The sequence below is a fragment of the Acidovorax sp. AC410 genome (assembly GCF_979253235.1).
The window spans coordinates 2982627-3003270 of record NZ_CEEDCG010000001.1 but is presented as its reverse complement, the minus strand read 5'-3'; the positions used below and the strand labels follow the sequence as shown (position 1 = coordinate 3003270).

General features: G+C 61.6%; 18 protein-coding genes and 1 pseudogene. 5 read left to right on the top strand and 14 right to left on the bottom strand.

Going from position 1 to position 20644, the window contains the following annotated elements; genetic code table 11:
- Positions 1-133 precede the first annotated feature (133 nt).
- The 6 genes and pseudogenes from AC0IZS_RS13950 to AC0IZS_RS13925 form a co-directional block, all read right to left on the bottom strand.
- Entirely contained in the window at positions 134-1657 is a 1524-nt protein-coding gene (locus AC0IZS_RS13950; protein WP_471636158.1) for an Ig domain-containing protein, read from the bottom strand.
- A pseudogene (gene pilQ, locus AC0IZS_RS13945) lies at positions 1654-3773 on the bottom strand (type IV pilus secretin PilQ). The gene AC0IZS_RS13950 and the pseudogene pilQ overlap by 4 nt, the downstream one beginning before the upstream one ends.
- A gap of 17 nt (positions 3774-3790) precedes the next feature.
- On the bottom strand, positions 3791-4336 hold the full coding sequence (locus AC0IZS_RS13940; RefSeq protein ID WP_471636157.1) for a pilus assembly protein PilP: 546 nt from the start codon (positions 4334-4336) through the stop codon (positions 3791-3793).
- Entirely contained in the window at positions 4333-5043 is a 711-nt protein-coding gene (locus AC0IZS_RS13935; RefSeq protein WP_471636156.1) for a type IV pilus inner membrane component PilO, read from the bottom strand. Before AC0IZS_RS13935 ends, AC0IZS_RS13940 begins: the two co-directional genes overlap by 4 nt.
- A 3-nt stretch (positions 5044-5046) precedes the next feature.
- Positions 5047-5655, bottom strand: a complete 609-nt coding sequence (locus AC0IZS_RS13930) for a PilN domain-containing protein (RefSeq protein ID WP_471636155.1) — start codon at positions 5653-5655, stop codon at positions 5047-5049.
- Complete coding sequence (locus AC0IZS_RS13925; RefSeq protein WP_184859710.1) at positions 5652-6731, bottom strand: pilus assembly protein PilM; 1080 nt, start codon at positions 6729-6731, stop codon at positions 5652-5654. Before AC0IZS_RS13925 ends, AC0IZS_RS13930 begins: the two co-directional genes overlap by 4 nt.
- Before the next feature lie 265 nt (positions 6732-6996).
- On the opposite strand from AC0IZS_RS13925, the gene AC0IZS_RS13920 reads away from it, so the two are divergent.
- Positions 6997-9408: a penicillin-binding protein 1A gene (locus AC0IZS_RS13920; RefSeq protein ID WP_471639523.1), complete on the top strand. Its 2412-nt coding sequence runs from the start codon at positions 6997-6999 to the stop codon at positions 9406-9408.
- An 80-nt stretch (positions 9409-9488) separates the two neighbouring features.
- Here the strand turns inward: AC0IZS_RS13920 and cyaY are convergent, their stop codons facing one another.
- Complete coding sequence (gene cyaY, locus AC0IZS_RS13915; protein WP_471636154.1) at positions 9489-9818, bottom strand: iron donor protein CyaY; 330 nt, start codon at positions 9816-9818, stop codon at positions 9489-9491.
- Between cyaY and lptM the strand changes: the two genes are divergently transcribed.
- Together lptM and AC0IZS_RS13905 are read left to right on the top strand one after the other, a co-directional pair.
- On the top strand, positions 9792-10040 hold the full coding sequence (gene lptM, locus AC0IZS_RS13910) for an LPS translocon maturation chaperone LptM (RefSeq protein WP_471636153.1): 249 nt from the start codon (positions 9792-9794) through the stop codon (positions 10038-10040). The genes cyaY and lptM overlap by 27 nt on opposite strands.
- A gap of 118 nt (positions 10041-10158) precedes the next feature.
- Positions 10159-10983, top strand: a complete 825-nt coding sequence (locus AC0IZS_RS13905) for an oxygen-binding di-iron domain-containing protein (protein WP_471636152.1) — start codon at positions 10159-10161, stop codon at positions 10981-10983.
- Positions 10984-10988: 5 nt separating this feature from the next.
- On the opposite strand, the gene AC0IZS_RS13900 is transcribed toward AC0IZS_RS13905, so the two are convergent.
- From AC0IZS_RS13900 to AC0IZS_RS13880, 5 genes are all read right to left on the bottom strand, one after another.
- Complete coding sequence (locus AC0IZS_RS13900; RefSeq protein WP_471636151.1) at positions 10989-11645, bottom strand: protein-methionine-sulfoxide reductase heme-binding subunit MsrQ; 657 nt, start codon at positions 11643-11645, stop codon at positions 10989-10991.
- A gap of 29 nt (positions 11646-11674) precedes the next feature.
- Positions 11675-12679, bottom strand: coding sequence for a protein-methionine-sulfoxide reductase catalytic subunit MsrP (msrP, locus tag AC0IZS_RS13895; RefSeq protein ID WP_471636150.1), 1005 nt, complete (start codon positions 12677-12679; stop codon positions 11675-11677).
- 131 nt (positions 12680-12810) lie between these two features.
- Positions 12811-14151, bottom strand: a complete 1341-nt coding sequence (gene ccsB / locus AC0IZS_RS13890) for a c-type cytochrome biogenesis protein CcsB (protein ID WP_471636149.1) — start codon at positions 14149-14151, stop codon at positions 12811-12813.
- Entirely contained in the window at positions 14148-16301 is a 2154-nt protein-coding gene (locus AC0IZS_RS13885; protein WP_471636148.1) for a cytochrome c biogenesis protein ResB, read from the bottom strand. The genes ccsB and AC0IZS_RS13885 overlap by 4 nt, the downstream gene beginning before the upstream one ends.
- A gap of 154 nt (positions 16302-16455) precedes the next feature.
- On the bottom strand, positions 16456-17100 hold the full coding sequence (locus tag AC0IZS_RS13880; protein WP_035203946.1) for a c-type cytochrome: 645 nt from the start codon (positions 17098-17100) through the stop codon (positions 16456-16458).
- Positions 17101-17176: 76 nt separating this feature from the next.
- Between AC0IZS_RS13880 and yihA the strand changes: the two genes are divergently transcribed.
- Positions 17177-17926, top strand: coding sequence for a ribosome biogenesis GTP-binding protein YihA/YsxC (gene yihA / locus AC0IZS_RS13875; RefSeq protein ID WP_471636147.1), 750 nt, complete (start codon positions 17177-17179; stop codon positions 17924-17926).
- A 56-nt stretch (positions 17927-17982) separates the two neighbouring features.
- The gene (locus AC0IZS_RS13870) at positions 17983-18888 is read left to right on the top strand and encodes an alpha/beta fold hydrolase (RefSeq protein ID WP_471639522.1); all 906 of its coding nucleotides are present in this window, start codon (positions 17983-17985) and stop codon (positions 18886-18888) included.
- 7 nt (positions 18889-18895) lie between these two features.
- On the opposite strand, the gene AC0IZS_RS13865 is transcribed toward AC0IZS_RS13870, so the two are convergent.
- Positions 18896-19762: a lysophospholipid acyltransferase family protein gene (locus AC0IZS_RS13865; protein WP_471636146.1), complete on the bottom strand. Its 867-nt coding sequence runs from the start codon at positions 19760-19762 to the stop codon at positions 18896-18898.
- The gene (locus tag AC0IZS_RS13860) at positions 19759-20628 is read right to left on the bottom strand and encodes a lysophospholipid acyltransferase family protein (RefSeq protein ID WP_471636145.1); all 870 of its coding nucleotides are present in this window, start codon (positions 20626-20628) and stop codon (positions 19759-19761) included. Before AC0IZS_RS13860 ends, AC0IZS_RS13865 begins: the two co-directional genes overlap by 4 nt.
- Between the last annotated feature and the right edge of the window lie 16 nt (positions 20629-20644).

The window sequence follows — 20644 nt, the reverse complement described above, 5'->3', positions numbered from 1 at the left end:
AGACAGCATGGGCGGCAATCTCCCATAGAGAAAGCCCCGTGGATCGGGGACCCACGGGGCTTTCTAATTTTCCTGCAGGGTGCTTAGCAGATTTGAGGATTTCGAATCCAGCCAAACACCCCCTTTGAGCCCATCAAGGGCAGGCTGCCGTATTGGCGCCGATCTGCACAGACACCTGCTGGGTGACCGTGACCTTGCCACGAGTCGCCGTCACCAGGAATCTGGCATTGCAAGAGGCGGTAGGGGTACCACTGATCACGCCATTGTTCCCCGTGCTGCCTCCCCTCAAGCCTGCGGGCAAGGTCGCTGGGGCATAAGTCCACACCACTGGCTCTGCCACATCCCCGCCAGTCACCGACAAGCTGTACAGGTACGCCTCACCTACATTCGCAGCAGGCAAGGAGCACACCGCCGAGCCATTGCTCACACAGCCGTTCACTGTCAGAGGGTTGGGGACTGAAGCCCCCTCCGCCACCGTGAACTTTATATTACCGGATGCTTTGGCACCCAATGAATCAACTACGGTGATCACCCCGCTATAGGAGCCAGGACCTTGGGGCACGCCACTTACAATGCCATCACTGCTAATGGACAAACCACTTGGAAGTGCTATCGCAGACCACGTGTAGGGGCCAACGCCACCCTGAACAGGAAATACCGCGGCAAAAGGGAGGCCAACGACGGCCTCTTGGTCACCTAGGTCAGGCAGAGTCAACAGTGCCACCGCAACGTTGTCGACAACAGGTACTGCATGAAGTGCCGTTACCGGGTCTTGAATGCCATTGGTGACATTATTGTCAAACCGGTCGGTGACATATTCCAGCACGATGGATCCGGTACTGGGGCCGCTTGCAAGCGAGAACAGACCAACACCGCCAATCGTACGTACTTGCAGTACGCTTCCCGACTGATTTCCTTGCAGCAAGCGCGCGCCTACCGCTGCTGGACCAATCGGCCGAATGCTGACCTGGAGATTGGGAGCAGAAGGGGCAGGAATAGGTTGGTTGGCGTCATCCATGACGAAAGCCTGCACGCCGATATTGTTTCGATAAGGTGCCCGAGAGACACTGTCTCGCGAAAGCAGGACACTCGGTGCTTCAGCCTTACCGGTTACGCTTGAGACCTTGCCCGTCGCGGCGCCCACGGCAATATCGACACTCGCACTGTAAACCTTGTTGTCGCGGGGATCGGTTACCGAACATACCACGCGTGCCGTACCTGCTTGTGTGCCAGCATGGAAGTGGAAGGAAGCACCACCAGCATTTGCACCTAGGACAACAGAACGATAGGCCAATGCATTTCCGTCGTCGTCTTCGTGCTCATCATCACCGTCAAGGTAATACAAAGCACCCGTATCCAGGCCCTGCACGATGTTGCAAGCAAATATGTCTTCACCACCCGGAATAGCATTCGAGCCGACTCGTGCATCCACGTACAACGTCGTTGTATACGGAGCAAATGCGCCCAGATTGGCAGGCTGATTGGCGATATTGATAGGCAGTTGGGACTTGGCAGCAGTTAATGTAATGCGGTACTGAAGATTGGATTCGCCCCCACTCCCTCCGCCGCCTCCACATGCCGCCAATACCGCAGCGGAAGTGAGGAGTAAACTCTTCCATAATTTTTTCATTTTCTTTCCCATTTCAAAAAACTTCAACGAAATGCCGAGCGATCGGTAATGACCTTGGGGGTGATAAAAATCAGCATTTCCTGTTTGTTGGCTGATTTAGAACGTGTTTTGAACAGATTCCCCACACCAGGTATGTCACCCAACAAAGGGACCTTGGTTTCGGTACTATCTTCAAACAGTTCAAAAATACCACCGATCACGACCGTTCCACCATTCTCCACAAGGACCTGAGTCTTGATATGTTTGGTATTGATTGCCCGAACATTGTTCAACACTTCACCAGGACTATCCTTATTGACATCCAGATCAAGAATGATGTTGCCCTCAGGCGTAATCTGAGGGAGCACTTCCAATTTGAGAACGGCTTTCTTGAACGCAATCACGGTCCCGCCGTTCGGAGCAGTCACAGGATAAGGAAATTCCGTGCCTTGCTCAATAGAAGCCTTTGTCTGATCCGCAGTCACAACCCGTGGGCTGGAAACAATCTTTCCCTTGCCATCCGCCTCTAGAGCGGAAATCTCCAGATTCAAGAACCGATTGGCGGCCGAGTTGAAAATAGAGATCGCGAAGCTAGAGGGATCGTAACCGCCAATGGCAGTGGCCGGCAGGTTGACAAAGTTACCATTTGTATTGATCGCGCCACCCGCAGATGTGGACGCGACTGCATTGCTATAGTTGGTTCCAAAACCTACTCGATTGCCACTGGTCCCCAACGAATATCCGCCGTCCCCGCCACGCGAGGCGCGGAGGTCTGTAGCACCCAATCGCACACCGAGAGACCGGCCAAACGTATCGGAAGCTTCCACGATCCGTGCTTCGATCATGACTTGTCGGACTGCCACATCCAAAGTGGAGAGCAGTTGGCGCACCTCTTCCAGCTTGCTCGCTGTATCAGTCACAAACAACTGGTTGGTACGGGGCTCGGCGAGAGCACTGCCACGCTCGCTCAAGAAGCGATTCGATGTCCCCCCCCCGCCCCGCCAGAAGTTGTCGAAAGCTGCAGAACCATATCTGTAGCCTTGGCATAGTTCATCTGGAAAGCCTGCGTCCGCAGCGGCTCTAGCTTCTGTATCGCTAATGCAGCCTCAAAATCCTTTTTGGTTCTATCGTCAATCTCATCTTTGGGAGCGATCCAAAGAACAGAACCATTCTTGCGCATCCCGAGCCCTTTTGCATCCATGATGATTTGGAGGGCTTGGTCCCAAGGTACATCCTTCAGCCGCAGAGTCAATGCGCCCGTTACGGTGTCAGAAGTAACGATGTTGAAATTGGTGAAATCGGCGATTACCTGCAGCAAGGACCGTACTTCAATATTCTGAAAATTGAGCGAAAGTTTTTCACCGCTGAAGCCAGGTCCCTGGGTCAGCTTGGTGAGGTCAACTTTCTTCTGGCGCACTTCCACAACGAACTGGTTGTCACTTTGATAAGCACTGTGCTCCCAGTCGCCCACCGGTTCGATCACCATCCGTACTCGCTCACCCTGCTGGGTGGTCGAGATGATCTGCACAGGCGTTCCGAAATCCGCGACATCCAAGCGTCGACGCAAGCCTTCGGAGAGAGAGGATTTCAGGAAATCAACTGTCAAGCCCTTACCAATCGGCCGCAGATCTACACCTACTTGATTGTTAGGCAGAGTCACAACCACTCTGCCAGAGCCATCCGCACCACGTCGAAAATCGACGTCCTTGATGGCCATCACTTCCGTATTCACATTTTCCGCGAAGCTTACCGGCTGCGACGAAGTGGCAACCACCGGACTTGTAGTGGTATCCAGATAAACCAGTACCGACTTGCCTTGGAGTTCCGTTCGATAGGATGCGGCCTGCTTCAGGTTCAGAACGACCCGCGACCGTCCTGGAGCCTGGACCAAATTTGCAGAACGGATATTACCCTGATTGATCTGAACCGCCGACTTCCCTAAGGCACTCGTTGTATCAGGAAAATCCAAGGCAATACGTGCAGGAGACTGAGTTACGAAACCAGTCGGCAGTGCCGAAACAGGCTCTGAAAAGTCAATCCGAACAATCTCGACCCCCCCCTGCATGGCACCCGAAATATTTTCAATGGAGCCTTGCGCCCATGCCAGCGAAGACGCGGCAACCGACGTAACTAGTAGTACGCCTCGATTGAAAAATCGCATCATCCCAAAACTGTTCTGCTTCATTTTTTTACCCCTTCTTGCAACTCAAGTGACGTCGTGCGTTCAATCCAGTCTCCTGTCGCATCCTGCACGATCTCACGCAGTTGAATAGCTGTTTCATTAATGGACGTGATCCGCCCATAACTCTGGCCAAGATACTGACCCACCGTGACTTGGTACAGCAGTTTGTCGACAGTAACCAGAGCGGCTGGTTGCCCTTTCTTTTGCAAACTACCAACCATCTTGATAGTGTCCAATGGATAAGCTTCCAGGGGTTCTTTCCGACGCGCCATTTCTGGAGCTATCAGCGCGGCGTTGGAAGCGAGTTGTGCCGAGTCCCTGCGCAAAGCCTGCGTCAGCTTCAGGGGATTGAAAGGCTCCAATTGCGCATCTGCCGTATAGGCTTCAGGCTTGAATTGCTTCGGCTCAGTGATCGGAGTTATGCGCGGCTTGGCCTGTGCGCGCTCATCACTAATCCACTGCCTCACTTCATCCTCGCCAGAAGCAATACAACCAGCCAGCATCGCCACACAGGCAAGTACCAGACTGCTTTTCAAAACTCTCATTTTGCAGCTCCCTTCGCAGAAGCCGCGGTCGCCGTCTTGCGCTGCGCTTGAATTTCCTCTGTATCTAGATAGCGGAAGGTTCGTGCCGTAGCATCCATGACTAGGACGCCATTGGCCATATCCTTTTCTTTGTCTTTCCCTTGCGACGCAGCAATCGCCACGTCGTTCAAAGTGACGATGCGAGACAAATGTGCAATATCAGAGGCAAATGCTCCCATGTCATGGTAGCGCCCCGTCACCCGCACGGCGATAGGCAACTCCGCATAATATTCGCGCACAACCACTTGCCCAGGCCTAAACAGCTCAAACTGCAAACTCCGCCCCAATCCTGACTGGTTAATATCAGAAAGAAGTGCAGCCATTTCAGCTTTACTCGGCAATTGCTTTTCCAACTGAATTACGTACTGCTGAATCTGCTCGCGCTGCTTTTTCAAGGCATCCAAACTCACTGCCTTTTGAAGCTTCTTTTTGTAATCTTCACGCAGAGTTAGCTCTGTGGCCTTTTCAGTCTGCAGTTCTGCCTCATAGTCCGTGAGTTTGACGAACCAGAGGGCGGCAGCCACCGCCACAACAATAAACAGGCACAGGATATAGCGTGGAAGCGGCGGCCACAGCGAAGGATCCTTGGTATCCAGATTGGTGAACTGGCGCTGCAGGCTCGCAAACTGCTCAGACACATCGATTTTTTGGACTTTTTTTGTTGCCATGGTTCAACCTCCAGCAGCGCTTGCTGCTGTTTCCATCGCCTTGCGCGCCTCACTGGATTTCACCAGTTGGAAGCGAAGGTTGAATGACGCTACACGCCGCGTATCCCTTGGAGACAATGCCACATTGCTCGCCACAATCTCCACCAGCTCAGGCTTGGATAGCCAAGGCGTATTGTTGGAAAGGTTGCGAAGCATTTCCGAGATGCGTTCATTCGATTGGGCTACTCCCTTGAGTTCGATTGACTGGTTGGTCTGCTTTAGACTTGTCACATAGACCCCATCGGGCAGTTGCTTGACCAACTCCGTCAGCAAGTGAACCGGCAGATTGCGATCCGCCTGCAGGTCCTCCACGGCCTTCTGGCGCGCGCGCAGCGCCGCAATTTCCTCTTCGATATTGGCAATTTCCTTGATCTGGCCTTCAAGCACTTGAATTTCAGCCTTGAGGACCCCATTCTTGGCTTGCTGGTCCGCAATCAGTGTTTGCAAGACCCAATAGATCAGCCCGGCGATCAGCAGACCGACGATCGCGGAAGCCACCATCGTCGCCTGAAATCCTTCACGGCGGCGTTTTCTGGCGGCTTCCCGGTGGGGAAGTAAGTTAATCAAAATCACTGCAGGAACCTCCGCATGGCAAGGCCGCACGATGTCAGATAGGACGGCGCTTCGCGCACCATCTTCTTGAGCCGTACCGAGTTGCCGATTTCCATGCCATCAAAGGGATTGGCCAGGCTGCAGGCAAAACCTGTTTGCTGGGTGACTGCCTCCGTCAAGCCGGGCAGCGGCGCAGACCCCCCCGCCAGGACGATGTGATCGATGCGGTTATGGGGGGTGCTGGTGAAGAAGAATTGCAGCGCCCGGCCGATTTCCTGGGCCATGTTGTCCACAAAGGGGCGCAGCACGGCCGCTTGGTAATCCTCAGGCAGATCGCCATTGCGCTTCTTGTTCTCGGCCTCTTCCACTGAGAAACCATACTGCCGAACAATCAGTTGGGTCAGTTGCGCTCCGCCGAATGCTTGGTCGCGGTCATAGACCACTTCCTCATTGCGGATGACCTGCATGCTGGTGGTCACGGCGCCGACCTCGAACAATGCCACCAGGGCATCCACGCCCTTGTTGGGCAATGCCTCGATCAAGCGGCCTGCGGCAAGGCGCGAGGCATTGGACTCGATATCCACCACCACCGGCTTGAGACCCGCAGCTTCTGCCAGGCCTTGCCGGTCCTGCACCTTTTCCTTGCGGGACGCGGCGATCAATACCTCCACATCACCCGGGGAACTCTTGCTGGGCCCTATGACACAAAAGTCCAGGCTCACCTCGTCCAGAGAGAAAGGAATGTACTGATTTGCTTCAGACTCGACCTGGACTTCGAGCTCCTGCTCGGTCATGCCGCCCGGCAGAGTGATCTTTTTGGTGATCACGGCCGAGGGCGGCAAAGCGAGCGCCACATTTTTGGTGCGGGTGCCGCTTTTTTTGACGAGACGACGCAGGGCTTCGGCCACTTCGTCGAACTTTTCGATATTGCCATCAGTGATCCAGCCGCGTTCCAGCGGCTCGATGGCACAGCGCTCAAGGACTAGGCCTCCCGCCTTGTCCCGCCCCAACTCGACCAACTTGACGCTGGATGAGCTGATGTCGATACCCAGCAGAGGCGCAGCCTGGCGACTGAACAAAGATCCCGTTGAGATCAAGATGGGTCCCCTGTAACTTGTCAAAATGACGCAACAAAACTTAACACTTCACATGAATGCTATCAGTAAGGTAGTTCACCGGCAAAGAATTTTCCCCATCTGATCGGTTCAGAGCGTTGCCAAAACCACACGATTGGTTGGGCGGGCTCTGCGCAATTGCAAGACCGTAAAGCGGCCGCCGAGACCGTTGGTCGGAGCCTTTGGACCGTTTCCACTGAAAGATGCCCGACATTTTTATAATGGCGTCTCCACCAATCGGAGCGATATGCCGCCGCCCTCTTCTTCACAGCCAAAGCCAACCGACTCTTCGACCACCGCTTCCGCGCCTTCCCGCCCCACCTGGCTTCGCTGGCTGCTTCGCTTCGTGCTCTGGACCACAGGCTTGGCGGTCGCAGGCGCGCTCGGCCTGCTGCTGACCATTGCCGTGGCGCTGTCGGTGGCCTATCCCAATTTGCCGGACATCTCGGATCTGGCGGACTACCGCCCCAAGCTGCCCTTGCGGGTCTACTCCTCGGAAGGCGCGTTGCTGGGCGAATTTGGCGAAGAACGGCGCAACCTCACACCTATCCAGGACATCCCCAAGGTCATGAAGGACGCAGTGCTGGCCATCGAGGACTCGCGCTTCTTCCAGCATGGTGGTGTGGACTACAAGGGCGTGATTCGCGCGGGCCTGGCCAATCTGGGCCGCGTCAAAAGCCAGGGCGCGTCCACTATCACAATGCAGGTGGCGCGCAATGTTTATCTGTCGTCAGAGAAAACATTTACTCGCAAAATTTACGAAATATTACTGACATTCAAACTGGAGCATATGTTGACCAAGGACCAGATCCTTGAGATTTACATGAACCAAATTTACCTGGGCAACCGAGCCTACGGATTTTCTGCGGCCGCAGAGGCTTACTTTGGCAAGCCGCTCAAATCCATTTCGATTGCCGAGGCGGCGATGCTGGCCGGCCTGCCCAAGGCGCCTTCCGCCTACAACCCCATCAGCAATCCCAAGCGTGCCCGCTCGCGCCAGCTCTACATCATCGAGCGCATGGAAGAGAACGGCTTCATCACCGCGCAGGAAGCCGCGGCCGCCAAGAAAGAAGACCTCAAGATCCGCAGCGGCCCGGACAACACGCGCATCCACGCCGAGTACGTGGCCGAGATGGCCCGCCAGCTCATTTTCACGCAGTACGGCAATGAGGCCTACACCCGCGGCCTCAACGTGTACACCACGCTGAATGCAGGGGAGCAAGAAGCGGCCTACACTGCGCTGCGCCGCGGCATCATGGACTACGAGCGCCGCCAGCAGTACCGCGGCCCCGAGAAGTTCGTGGTGCTGCCCACTGCCGCCCAGGAAGTCGAAGACGCCGTGGACGATGCCCTGGCCAACCACCCCGACAACGGCGACGTGATGGCTGCCGTGGTGCTTGAAGCCGGCCCCCGCAAGATCGTTGCAGCCCGCGCCAATGGCGACAACCTCGAGATCACGGGCGACGGCCTCAAGCCTGCCCAGTCTGGCCTCAGCGACAAGGCACCGCCCAACATCAAGATCCGCCGCGGCGCCGTGATCCGCGTGGTCAAGACACCCAAGGGCGCCTGGGAGATCACCCAGTTGCCCGAGGTCGAAGGCGCCTTCGTCGCGCTCGATCCGCGCAACGGTTCCATCCGGGCCCTGGTCGGCGGGTTCGACTTCGACAAGAACAAGTTCAACCATGCGGCCCAGGCCTGGCGCCAGCCGGGCTCCAGCTTCAAGCCCTTCATCTACTCGGCAGCATTGGAGAAAGGGTTCACACCCGCCACCGTGGTCAATGATGCCCCGCTGTTCTTCGACGCCGGCACCACCGGCGGTCAGCCCTGGGAGCCCAAGAACTACGACGGCAAGTACGACGGCCCCATGACCCTGCGCACCGGCCTGGCGAAGTCCAAGAACATGATCTCCATCCGCATCTTGCAGGCCGTCGGCCCCAAGACTGCGCAGGAATGGGTGTCGCGCTTCGGCTTCGATGCGGAAAAACACCCTGCCTACCTGACCATGGCGCTGGGAGCGGGCTCGGTCACCCCGCTGCAGATGGCCTCGGCCTACGCAGTGTTCGCAAATGGCGGGTACCGAGTGAACCCCTGGCTGATCGCCAAGGTCACCGACCACAAGGGCCGCGTGATCTCCGAAGTCACGCCGCCCGCAGTGTCCGAGCTCCCGCGCGCCATCGACGCGCGCAATGCCTTCGTGATGAACAGCCTGCTGCAGGAAGTCACCCGCTCCGGCACCGCCGCACGAGCCCAGGGCACACTGAAGCGTTCGGACATCGGTGGCAAGACCGGCACCACCAATGATTCGGTGGATGCCTGGTTCGCGGGCTACCAGTCGACCATCGCCGCGGTGACCTGGATCGGCTACGACACGCCGCGCAACTTGGGCAGCCGCGAAACCGGTGGCGGCCTGAGCCTGCCGGTGTGGATCAGCTTCATGGAGCGCGCGCTCAAGGGCGTCCCCGTGACCGAGCAGGTCGTTCCTCCCGGCGTGGTCAACGTGGGCGGAGAATGGTTCTACGAGGAATATGCACGCAACGCAGGCATTGCCAGCGTCGGGCTGGAGGAACAGCAGCGCACCACCGGCGGTCCCGATGTGGCACCGCATGCGCCACCGCCCACGGAAGAGCGCAACCGAATCCTCGATCTGTTCCGCAACTGATAGCCAGCGCCGGAAGCAAGGGCCGCCGTGTGCGGCCCTTGTTCTTTTTCGCTGCCCGTTCTTTCAACGCTGCCGGCGTGTCAGGCGGAAAAGACCAGCAGCATCCCCGACTGTGCGCGCGCATCCTCGGTCAGCCGGGCAAAGAACTCACCGCTCCCCTTGGTGTCCTGCCACACCGAACCATCGAACTTGTAGTGGTAGCCACCGGACTTGGCGGCCATCCACACCTCGTGCAGCGGCTTTTGCAGGTTGATGACGATCTGGCTTCGGTTCGCAAAGCTCAGCGTGATCATGCCGCCCGAGCGCTGGTTGTCGATGTCGGCGTCGGTCGTGTCATTGAGTTCATCGCAACTGCGCTCGACGGCCGCCAGCAGTTTCTCGGCATGGTCCTGAAATTCAAGGTCAGTCATTACAATTCGCGCATGTTGAAAGCATCCCAAATTCTAGTCAGGACGCTTGTCCTTGCTGCCAGTGCGGCGGCCATCGTGGGTTGCGGTCAGCGCGGCCCGCTGTTCCTGCCCTCCGGTCCCGCGGCCGCCCAGCGCGCCACCCTGCCCGAAACACTCACGCCCGGCGCCACTCCCTCGACAGCCACGTCAGCACCCCAGGCACCCGCTTCCACCGCGCGCTGACCCCATCTCAGGGACCCCGGCGTTCCCGGAGCCCTGATTGCCCATGGCTTGATTTCCATCAAGCCGCTTGGCCATGCGCCGTCCTACAGTCGGTTTTTCACTGCACTGCTGCATTGCCATGGCCATCGAACTGTACCGCGACAAGAACCACGCCTGCCTGATGTTCACCGATCTGATCGAGGAGGATGGCCAGGCGGTGCAGGCGAATCAGTTTCTGATCGTGGACGACGACACCGGCGCCATCATCGACCCGGGCGGCAACCTCGCGTTCAACGAGCTGTTCGTCGGCATGACCAAGCACTTTGCACCGCACAAGCTGTCCTACCTGATTGCCTCGCATGCGGACCCGGACATCATCGCTTCGCTGGACCGCTGGATGACCAGCACCAAGGCCTCGCTGGTGATCTCGCGCGTCTGGGAGCGCTTCGCGCCCCATTTCACCAAGGTCGGCAAGACCGAGAACCGGGTGATAGGCGTGCCCGACAGCGGCGGCCGGCTGCCGCTGGGCCTCAGCGAGCTGGTGCTGCTGCCCGCGCATTTCCTGCACTCCGAAGGCAATTTCCACTTTTACGACCCCATCAGCCGCATCCTCTTCACGGGTGACCTGGCCGTGTCGATGACCTCGGGCGCGCAAGCGGGTATTCCGGTCACCGACCTGGCTGCGCACATTCCGCGCATGGAGGGCTTCCACCGCCGCTACATGGTCTCCAACAAGATCCTGCGGCTGTGGGTGCGCATGGCGCGGCAGTTGGACATTGCCATGCTCGTGCCGCAGCATGGCGCACCCATCCTGGGCAAGAAGGCCATCAATGACTTCTTCGACTGGGTGGAGAACCTGATGTGCGGCATTGACCTGTTCGACGACCGCGCCTACCAGATCCCGACGGCCTCCATCGACCCCGTCACCCGCCAGATGCGACCTGCGCTGCGTACCGCCGGCTGACGCCGCTAGCGCTGCGCCGCGGCACTTTGCCGCGTTGCTGCAACGCCGATAGCCGCCTTGGCTGCCCGCTTGCGCAAGGCCTGCCACACACGCCAGCCAAGCAGCACCGCCAGGATGGCCGCGTACACCGCCACCTCGCCGAAGTTGTTCTTGCCAGCGCGCATCCAGAAGAAGTGCAGGATCGCCAGGCCCGCCACGGCATACACCGTGCGGTGCAGCACCTGCCAGCGCTTGGCACCCAGCGCGCGGATGGCGCGGTTGAACGAGGTGGCGGCCATCAGGGTGAGCAGCACGAACGCCAGGAAACCCACCAGGATGAAAGGCCGCTTGGCAATGTCCACGGCAATGTCGTTCACCTCGAAGCCCATGTCGAACCAGCTGTAGCTCAGCAGGTGCAGCAGCGCATAGAAGAACACGAACACCCCCAGCATGCGCCGAAAGCGTGCCAATTGGGGTGTGGACGTCATGACGCGGACAGGCGTCACCGCCAGCACCAGGCACAGCGCACGCAGGGTCCAGTCACCCGTGGCGCGGATCAGCGCCTCGGCCGGATTCGCACCCAGTTGGTTGGCCACGGCGGCATACACCAGCCACGCCAGCGGCAGCAGGCACAGCACGAACACCACAGGCTTGGCCAGGGGGTGGAGCAGGAACTTTCGCATGGCGGCGAAGGGGTCGGCTTCTGGGGGGCTCAGAAAAATTTCTTGAGGTCCATACCCGCGTACAGCTGGCCGACCTGGGCCTCGTAGCCGTTGAACATCAGCGTCTTGCGCTTCTTCGCGAACAGGCCATCCTCGCCGATGCGCCGCTCGGTCGCCTGGCTCCAGCGCGGATGGTCCACATTGGGGTTCACGTTGGAGTAGAAGCCATATTCCTGCTGCGCCGCCTTGTTCCAGGCCGTGCCCGGCTCCTTGTCGGTGAAGCGGATCTTGACGATGCTCTTGGCACTCTTGAAGCCGTACTTCCACGGCACCACCAGGCGCACCGGCGCGCCATTCTGGTTGGGCAGCACCTCGCCGTACATGCCGAAGGCCAGCAGGGTCAGCGGATGCATGGCTTCGTCCATGCGCAGGCCTTCCACGTACGGCCAATCGAGCACGCGCGAGCCCACGAAAGGCATGGTGGCCTTGTCCGCCAGCGTCACGAACTCCACGTATTTGGCGCTGCCCTGCGGCTCCACGCGCTTGATGAGTTCGGCCAGCGAATAGCCCACCCACGGGATCACCATCGACCAGCCCTCCACACAGCGCAGGCGGTAGATGCGCTCTTCCTGCGCACTGAGCTTGAGCAGGTCTTCGATACCGTACTTGCCCGGCTTCTTCACCAAGCCCTCCACCTCCACCGTCCAGGGCGAGGTCTTGAGGGTGTGCGCATTGCGTGCCGGGTCGGCCTTGTCGGTGCCGAACTCGTAGAAGTTGTTGTAGGTGCTGGCGTCCTTGTAATCGGTCAGCTTCTCCATCGACACCGCGCCCGCCACGGACGACTTGGCACCCGCCAGCGCGGCCAGCTTGCCTGGCCGGGCAGGCGCCGCCGCCTGCGCCAGCGCTTCGCGCCCGGCCCAGGCGGCCATGGCCGCACCGGCGGCGCCGCCAGCCATCAGGCGCAGCATATCGCGGCGCCCCTCGTAGGCCGCACGCGGCGTGATGTCGGAGGAATGCGGGTGGTTGAAACCCGGGTCACGGGAGTGAAATGGCATGGGGGCTCCGGTCAGGCGGTGATGGAATCGTCTACGGGTAGAGCGATACCACCCCTAGTTCGTTCCAAATACGGATCAGGTTACACCGCAGATGCAATGTTTGCAGAGGCCAGGGCCCCGCTGCCCCTGTCCTACAGCGTGCCGTAGCTGTGCAACCCGCTCAGGAACATGTTGACCCCGAGGAAGGCGAAGGTCGTGACCGCCAGGCCCACCAGCGCCCACCAGGCCGACACCGTGCCGCGCAGGCCCTTCATGAGGCGCATGTGCAGCCAGGCGGCATAGTTAAGCCAGACGATCAGCGCCCAGGTCTCCTTGGGGTCCCAGCTCCAGTAGCCGCCCCAGGCCTCGGCCGCCCACAAGGCGCCCAGCACCGTGGCGATGGTGAAGAAGGCAAAGCCCACGGCGATGGCCTTGTACATCACATCGTCCAGGATCTCGAACGAGGGCAGGCGCTCGGCAATGCGCTTGCGCCCCAGCAGGATGCCGGCCACGATCAGCGCCGAGATGCCGAAATACACCATCCAGTAGCTGCCGCCGTTCTCCGTCGCGCCCTGGCGGAACACGATGGGCTCGAAGCACAGCACCACGCCCAGCAGCCACAGCGGCGCCAGCTTGTACCAGCGTGTCTCCGTGGCCTGCTGCTTGATCAGGTAGGCAAAGGCCACCATGGCCGACAACGCGAACGTGCCATAGCCGATGAAGTTGGCCGGCACGTGCAGTTTCATCCACCAGCTCTTGAGCGCAGGCACCAGCGGCTGGATCTCGTGCGCCTCGCGCACCACCGTGTACCACAGCAGAAAGCCCACGGCCGCACTCACCACCAGCATCACGAAGCCGCCCAGGGCGCGCGTCTTGTACTGCGCCTCGTAGTACAGGTAGAAGGCGGCCGTCATCCAGCAGAACAGCACGAACACCTCGTACAGGTTGCTGACCGGGATGTGGCCGATGTCGGGCCCGATCAGGTAGCTCTCGTACCAACGCACCAGGGTGCCGATCAGCGCCATGCCCACGGCCACCCAGGCCAGGCGCGAGCCGAGGAGGTTCATGGTGTGGCCCTCGCCGCGCGAGAACATGCCAATCCAGTAGAACGCGGTGCTCATGAAAAACAGCATGCTCATCCACAGGATGGCCGACTGGCTCGACAGGAAATACTTGAGCCAGAACACCGAATCGGCGCGCGCCAGGCTGCCGGCCCCGTCGACCTGGTACAGGCCGATGGCCATCAGCGCAACCGCGGTCACCACCAGCATCAGCGCGCGCAGCGGCCGCCAGAACCAGCCCAGCCAGATGGTCGAAGGAATGGCGCCCAGCAGGATGCCCTTTTCATAGACATCCATGAAACTGCCGTAGCGCTGCAGCGCGAACAGCCCCCCCGCCGCCACGATGGCGGCAAAGGCCCAGTCCAGCCAGTTGCGGCGGGAGAAGAAGCCCTCGTTCAGGGTGATCGTGGTGTTGCGGGTGGCCGTGTTCATGGGTTGCCTTGCAGGGGCTTGGCCCCGATCAGTTTTTCTGCGAGTTCCACGAACTCGTTGTCTCCGTCCATGGTCTTGCGGTTGGTCGAGAGCGCCATCATGGCATGCGTCTTGTCCCCCTGCGGCGCCACCCAGACCCAGATCCGGCGTTCGCGAATGTAGAGCATGGCAAAAACCCCCAGAATGAGCAAGGCACAGCCCAGGTAGACGATGTTCCTGCCGGGCGCGCGGGCCACCTGGAACACACTGGCCTGCACCTGCGTGAAATCCTTGAGCTCGAAGGCAATGGCCGCCGGGTAGATCTGCACATCGCTGAGCGAGAGCACCGCCTGGGTCATGAAGCCGCGCGTCTTGTCGTCCGCCGGCAGGGGCTGCAGGCCGGCGTTCCTGCGCGAGAGTTGCGCCAGCTCGAACAAGGTGCCATTCAGGATGCGGATCAGCACCTCGCCCGCCCGGCCGCGCTCGGCCTCCGGCACGTTGGATTCCATGAAGTCGGAGATCGCCTGCAGCCCGCCCGTGGGCTTGCCATCGACGATGCCATTGCCGGCAAACAAGGCCAGCGCGCGCATGGCCGATTGCGCCAATTGCTCGCCCACGTCGGGCCGCGAGGGATCGATGGCCTGCGCCACATAGCTGCGCACCGCCTGTTCGCGCGCCGCCGGGTCGGCCAGCGCCACGCGCAGGCGCAGGAAACCGTCCATCCCGCCCTGGTCATCGGCAGGCACCCGCAGGTAGCGAAACGGGTCTGCCGGCATCTCGCGCACACCCAGCAAGTACACCGGCACGCCATCGCCCGTGTCCACGGGCAGCATGTAGTTGTGAAACTCGCGCGCCTGGCCTGCCGCATCGCGCAGCTTGTAGCTCACGCTCGGGCCCACGTTGCGCAGTTCCTTCTTGGTCACGGTCTTGTTGGCGGCGCCCAGGCGCGACTCCACGGCCTCGCGCAGGTCGACCTTGCGCACGTCCACACCTGTGGCGCCCGGGCCGGCACCACCGAAGTTCTCGACGTTGATGGTGCGCAGCGCCGTGAACTCCAGCGTCATGGTGTCGCTGCCCGCCACGCCACCCTTGTTGGTCAGTTGGGTCGAGCCCCCCACCACGCCTTCCACGTCGAAGGCCTTGGCGCCTGGCACCATGGGCACGGCGCGCAGCTTGAGGTGCGAGCCCCCGTCGTCGAAGCTCGATTGGTAGATCTCCACGCCCTTGTAGCTGGCCGGGTGGTTCACTTCCACGCGGGCCGGCGTCTTCTCGCCCGTTGCCTTGTCGTGGATGATGATTTCACTGGCAAACAGCTTGGGCATGCCCGTGGAATAGTGCTCCACGATGAACTTCTTGAGCTCGATGGCAAAAGGCAGCTCCTGCAACAGCACGCCGTCGGACTGGTTGAGCAGCGCAATGCTCGACTGCGTGCCCTCGGCCACCAGCAGGTTGCCGCGGAAGGTGGGGTTGCGCTCGGACAGCCGGTGTTCCGGCTTCACGTCGGCAATCAGGCCGCCACCGGCATACGGCGTCTTGCCGCCCAGCAGCATCTGTGCGCGCACGATCAGGTCGCCATCGAGCAGCCCGCCCACGCACACCAGCACGATGGCGCTGTGCGCGGCGATGTAGCCGATCTTGTTGGCCGCCCCGGCCTTGGCCGCCACCATCCAGCCCGTGCCGGCACCGGCCGGCGTGTCGCGCTGCTGCAGGCGCACTTTCCAGCCGCCGCCGGCCAGCAGGGTCCCGATGCGTCTCGCTTCGGCCTCGGGGCCCTCGGGCAGCTCGGCCTCGGCCTTGTGGTGGAAAGCCTTGAGGCTCTGCTCGCGGATGTTTTCCTTGTAGACCCGGATGTCCACCAGGATCTTGGGCGTGTTGCGGGCGATGCACAGCGAGGTGCTCAGCACCAGGAACGCCAGGATCAGCAGGAACCACCAGGCGCTGTACACCGCATTGAGCTGGATGGCGCCGAACAGCGCCGCCCAGAATGGACCGAACTGGTTCACATAGTTCGCCGCCGGCTCGTGCTGCTTGAGCACGGTGCCGATCACCGAGGCGATGCAGATCACCGTCAGCAGCGAAATGGCGAAGCGCATCGAAGACAGCATCTCGATCACGGCGCGCAGGGCCTTGGAGCCGTACTGGACGCGAACGCCTTGGGTGTTGTCAGACATGGAGGAAAGAGGGGCGATGGGGCAGGCAAAGAAAAAGGACGGGGCCATCTGCTCGATGGACCCGCCCTTTTTGGGTTTGTTTTTGGCGGTTGGTTCCGGTCGGCCCGCGCTGTGTGGGCCTTGCTTGAGAAAGATCAGTCAGCCAGTCGATCCATCAACGCAGACCGGCGATGTAGTCCGCCACGGCCTTGATCTCTCGGTCGTTCAGCTTGGCGGCCACCTGCGTCATCTGCAGGCTGTTGCCGCGCTTGCCGTCGCGGAAGGCGACGAGCTGCGTGGCGGTGTAGTCGGCATGCTGGCCGGACAGGCGCGGGTACTGGGCCGGGATGCCGGCACCGTTGGGGCTGTGGCAGCCGGCGCAGGCCGCGATCTGGCGGTCGGCAATGCCGCCGCGGTAGATGCGCTCGCCCAGGGAGACCAGGGCCTTGTCCTTGGCGAAGCCGGGCTTGGCCGCCTTGGCCGTCACCCAGTAGGCGATGTTCTTCATGTCCTCGTCGGACAGGGCCATGGCAAAGCCCTTCATCACGGGATCGTTGCGCTTGCCGGACTTGAACTCCTGCAGCTGCTTGACCAGGTACTCGGGATGCTGTGCCGACAGCTTGGGGTTGGCTGCGATGGCAGAGTTGCCGTCCGCGCCGTGGCAGGCCGCGCACACCGCCGTGAAGCTGGCTTCGCCCTTGACCAGGTCAGGCTTGGCAGCCGCCTTGGTTGGCGCAGCGGGTGTCTCGCCCGCGGAAAAAGCCGGAAAAGCAGGTGCTGCCAGCACGGCAGCCATCAGCATAGAGGCGAGCAACTTCATATCGAGGGTCTGTGTGTTTATGTGCGCAAAATCTCCGCGATTCTACAATGAGGCCCCACTAGCATCTCAACTTCTCATGACGACCACCCCTATCGCGCCAGTTGCTGGCTCTCTTCCGCCTGCACCCGACGCCAAGATCGCCATGGGTTGGATGCACACGGCCAGGTTCCTGACCACGGCGGCGCAACTGCACCACCTGCCCCCCATCACGGTGCCCGAAATTGCATTCGTGGGCCGTTCCAATGCCGGTAAATCCACCTGCATCAACACGCTCACGCAGCAAAAACAGCTTGCATTCGCCTCCAAAAAGCCCGGCCGCACCCAGCACATCAACCTGTTTTCCCTGGGAAAACAGGGTGTGATGGACGCCGTGCTCGCCGATCTGCCGGGCTACGGCTATGCCGCCGTCTCGCGCTCGGACAAGGTGCGCTGGCAGCAGGTGATGGTCAACTACCTGGTCAGCCGCCCGGGCCTCACGGGCATCGTGCTGCTGTGCGACCCCCGCCTGGGCCTCACCGAACTCGACGAAGCCCTGCTCGAAGCGGTGCGCCCCCGGGTCGAAGAGGGCCTCAAGTTCCTTATCGTGCTCACCAAGGCCGACAAGCTCACGCGCGCCGAGCAAGCCAAGGTGCTGTCGATTACGCGACTGCAGGCCGGCGGCGGCGAGGTCAAGATGTTCTCTGCCTTGAAGAAACAGGGCGTGGACGAGGTGGCCCAACTGCTGTGGCAATGGGCCCACCCCCTGCCCGGCGCCGAGCCGGCTCCTGGCGATGCCCCTGCGCCTGGCGCTGCCGAAGCCGACGACCAGGAACCCGAGGAAGATTGAGCGCCAACGCTGGTCCCATGAGCGCTGGCAGCTACCCCAACGATAGCAACAGCGCCATGATCCAGACCCGCAACCTCACCCTGACCCACGGCACCTCCCTGCAGTACCGCGAAAGTGGCGCCGCCGGCCGGCCCGTGCTGCTGTTCCTGCACGGCTTTCCCGAAGGCGCCTTCATCTGGGACGCCATGCTGGCCCATTTCGCGCAGCCCGAAAACGGCGGCTACCACTGCGTGGCGCCGTACTTGCGCGGTTTCGGCGAATCCAGCAGCCCCGGGGAGGTGGAGGCCTACCGGGCCAAATACCTGGTGCAGGACCTCGTGGCCCTGATCGCAGCCGTGAGCCCTGACCAACCCCTTGAATGCCTGGTGGCCCACGACTGGGGCGGTGCCGTGGCCTGGAACCTGGCCAACCAGCAGCCGCAGCTCATGCGGCGGCTGGCCATCGTCAACTCGCCCCACCCCGGCACCTTTTTGCGCGAGCTGCAGCACAACCCGGCGCAGCAGGCCAACAGCCAGTACATGCACTTCCTGTGCAGGCCCGACGCCGAGGCCCTGCTGGCCGCGAATGATTTCGCGCGCCTGTTCGCGTTCTTCGACGACCCCGAAGGCCGCGCCCCCGCCTGGCTGACCGACGGGGTGCGGGCCCAGTACCGCACCCTCTGGCAGCAAGGCCTGACCGGCGCCTGCAACTATTACCGCGCCAGCCCGCTGCGGCCGCCGCGCGGCGACGACAACGCCATCGCCGACATCACCCTGCCCGACAGCATGCTGACCATCGCCCTCCCCACCCTGGTGGTCTGGGCGATGCAGGACCCGGCCCTGCTGCCCGGACTGCTCGATGGCCTGGAAGACTGGATCCCGCAGCTGCAGATCGACCGGGTGGAAGGTGCCTCGCACTGGGTGGTGCATGAGCAGCCTGAGCGGATCATGGCCGCGCTCGGGCGCTTTCTTCGTGGGGCCTGAACCCCAGTCAGTAGATGGAGGGGTCCCCTTCGGGCCGGGTCTTGAAGCGCTTGTGTACCCAGTAGTACTGGCCTGGCGACACGTCGATGTACGACTGCAGGTTGCGGTTCATGAGTGCCGTGTCCGCCTCGGCATCGTCCGTCGGGTAGCCGGGCCAGGCGGGCGACAACTCGGCAACATAGCCCGTGGGTGTGATGCGCGTGACCATGGAGATCACCTTGGCGCGCCCCAGCCGGGCAAAGCGCGAGAGCGAAGGCACCGTGGCCGCCGTCACGCCGTAGAACGGCACGAACAGCGAATCGTTGCGCCCGAAATCCATGTCGGGCAGCAGGTACAGCAAGCCGCCCTTGCGCAGCCCGCTCAGGATGGGCTTGACGCCGTCACCCCGGTTGAGCATGCGCACATTGCCAAAGCGCTGGCGCCCGTTGCGGATCCACATGTCGACCGCCGGGTCGGGCTGGGGCGTGAAGATGGAGGTGAAGGCCCGGTCGGTGTGCAGGGTGAGTGCGGAGCCCCCGGCGTCCATGCCGTAGAAATGCGGTGCGAAGATGATGGTGGGCGTGTCGCCCAGCAGCTCGTCCAGCGCGCCCGTGAGCTTCACGCGGTCCAGCACCATTTCGCGCGGCGCGAACCACAGCCAGCTGCGGTCCAGCCAGGTCTGGCAGAAACCCACGAAGCTTTCGCGCGCCCATTGGCGGCGCTGGGCCTCGGTGAATTCCGGGAAGCACAGCGCCAGGTTGCGCAGCGCCACCCTGCGCCGCGGCGTCGCCAGCAGGTACAGCGCCTGGCCGATGAGCCAGCCCATGCCCCGCAGCACGCGCAGTGGCAGCAAGGCCAGCAGGCGCATGAACAAAACCCCCAGGCGCCCGGTCATGCGGCACCTCCGGCAGGCGTTGCCGCCGCAGCAGCAGCGGTTTCCACGCGCGGCTCCTTGTAGCGGCCGTAGCCCCAGAGGTACTGCTGGGGGGACTGGCGTATCAGGTGTTCCATGGCCTGGTTGATCTGTAGCACTGCGGCATCAGCGTCGGCAGCCAGCGGCGCGGGCAGGGGTTCGAAATGCACCACGTAGCCGCGGCCCCAGGACAGCCGTTCGCAGCGCGCCAGCACCACGGCCGCGCCGGTCTGCTGCGCCAGCCGTATCGACAGCGTCATCGTATAGGCGCCCTTGCCAAAGAAGAGGCTCCACAGCCCCTGGCCCTGGGGCGGCACCTGGTCGGGCAGCAGGCCCACGGCTTCGCCCCGGCGCAATGCCTTGATCATCTGGCGTACGCCCGAGAGGTTGGTGGGCACGGCCAGCATGCCTGGCCGGTTGCGCGCGGTCTCCATCACCTTGGCCAGCCAGGCCTGGCGCGCGGGGCGGTAGAGCACGGTGATGGGGCCGTGCGTGGCGCTCCAGCGGTGCGCAGCGGCCTGGGCCGACAGCTCGAAGCATCCCAGGTGCGGCGTCAGGTACAGGATGCCCCGCCCCTGGGAATAGGCTTCTTCGACGCAGGCCCCGCCCTCGATGCGAAACGGCAGCGGCGCGCCCAGCCACAGGCGCGGCAGCTCGGCCACCATGCGGCCCGCATGGCCCACGGCGGCGCTCACCTCACCGAAGCGGTAGCCAGCCTGCGCGGCGTTGGCCCGAAAGCGCCCGCGGTAGATGGGCGACGCCAGAAAAGCCACCCATCCCATGGCAGCGCCCAGGCCATGGAGCAGCCACAGTGGCAACACGGAAAAGAGACGGAACAGAGATGGCATTAAAATGACAGGGTCG

Bases quoted from the DNA above. Each gene is read 5' to 3' on its own strand.
- AC0IZS_RS13940 (WP_471636157.1), bottom strand. From the start codon at position 4,336: ATGAGAGTTTTGAAAAGCAGTCTGGTACTTGCCTGTGTGGCGATGCTG.
- AC0IZS_RS13935 (WP_471636156.1), bottom strand. From the start codon at position 5,043: ATGGCAACAAAAAAAGTCCAAAAAATCGATGTGTCTGAGCAGTTTGCG.
- AC0IZS_RS13920 (WP_471639523.1), top strand. From the start codon at position 6,997: ATGCCGCCGCCCTCTTCTTCACAGCCAAAGCCAACCGACTCTTCGACC.
- lptM (WP_471636153.1), top strand. From the start codon at position 9,792: ATGGTCCTGAAATTCAAGGTCAGTCATTACAATTCGCGCATGTTGAAA.
- cyaY (WP_471636154.1), bottom strand. From the start codon at position 9,818: ATGACTGACCTTGAATTTCAGGACCATGCCGAGAAACTGCTGGCGGCC.
- AC0IZS_RS13905 (WP_471636152.1), top strand. From the start codon at position 10,159: ATGGCCATCGAACTGTACCGCGACAAGAACCACGCCTGCCTGATGTTC.
- AC0IZS_RS13900 (WP_471636151.1), bottom strand. From the start codon at position 11,645: ATGCGAAAGTTCCTGCTCCACCCCCTGGCCAAGCCTGTGGTGTTCGTG.
- msrP (WP_471636150.1), bottom strand. From the start codon at position 12,679: ATGCCATTTCACTCCCGTGACCCGGGTTTCAACCACCCGCATTCCTCC.
- ccsB (WP_471636149.1), bottom strand. From the start codon at position 14,151: ATGAACACGGCCACCCGCAACACCACGATCACCCTGAACGAGGGCTTC.
- AC0IZS_RS13885 (WP_471636148.1), bottom strand. From the start codon at position 16,301: ATGTCTGACAACACCCAAGGCGTTCGCGTCCAGTACGGCTCCAAGGCC.
- AC0IZS_RS13880 (WP_035203946.1), bottom strand. From the start codon at position 17,100: ATGAAGTTGCTCGCCTCTATGCTGATGGCTGCCGTGCTGGCAGCACCT.
- yihA (WP_471636147.1), top strand. From the start codon at position 17,177: ATGACGACCACCCCTATCGCGCCAGTTGCTGGCTCTCTTCCGCCTGCA.
- AC0IZS_RS13870 (WP_471639522.1), top strand. From the start codon at position 17,983: ATGATCCAGACCCGCAACCTCACCCTGACCCACGGCACCTCCCTGCAG.
- AC0IZS_RS13865 (WP_471636146.1), bottom strand. From the start codon at position 19,762: ATGACCGGGCGCCTGGGGGTTTTGTTCATGCGCCTGCTGGCCTTGCTG.
- AC0IZS_RS13860 (WP_471636145.1), bottom strand. From the start codon at position 20,628: ATGCCATCTCTGTTCCGTCTCTTTTCCGTGTTGCCACTGTGGCTGCTC.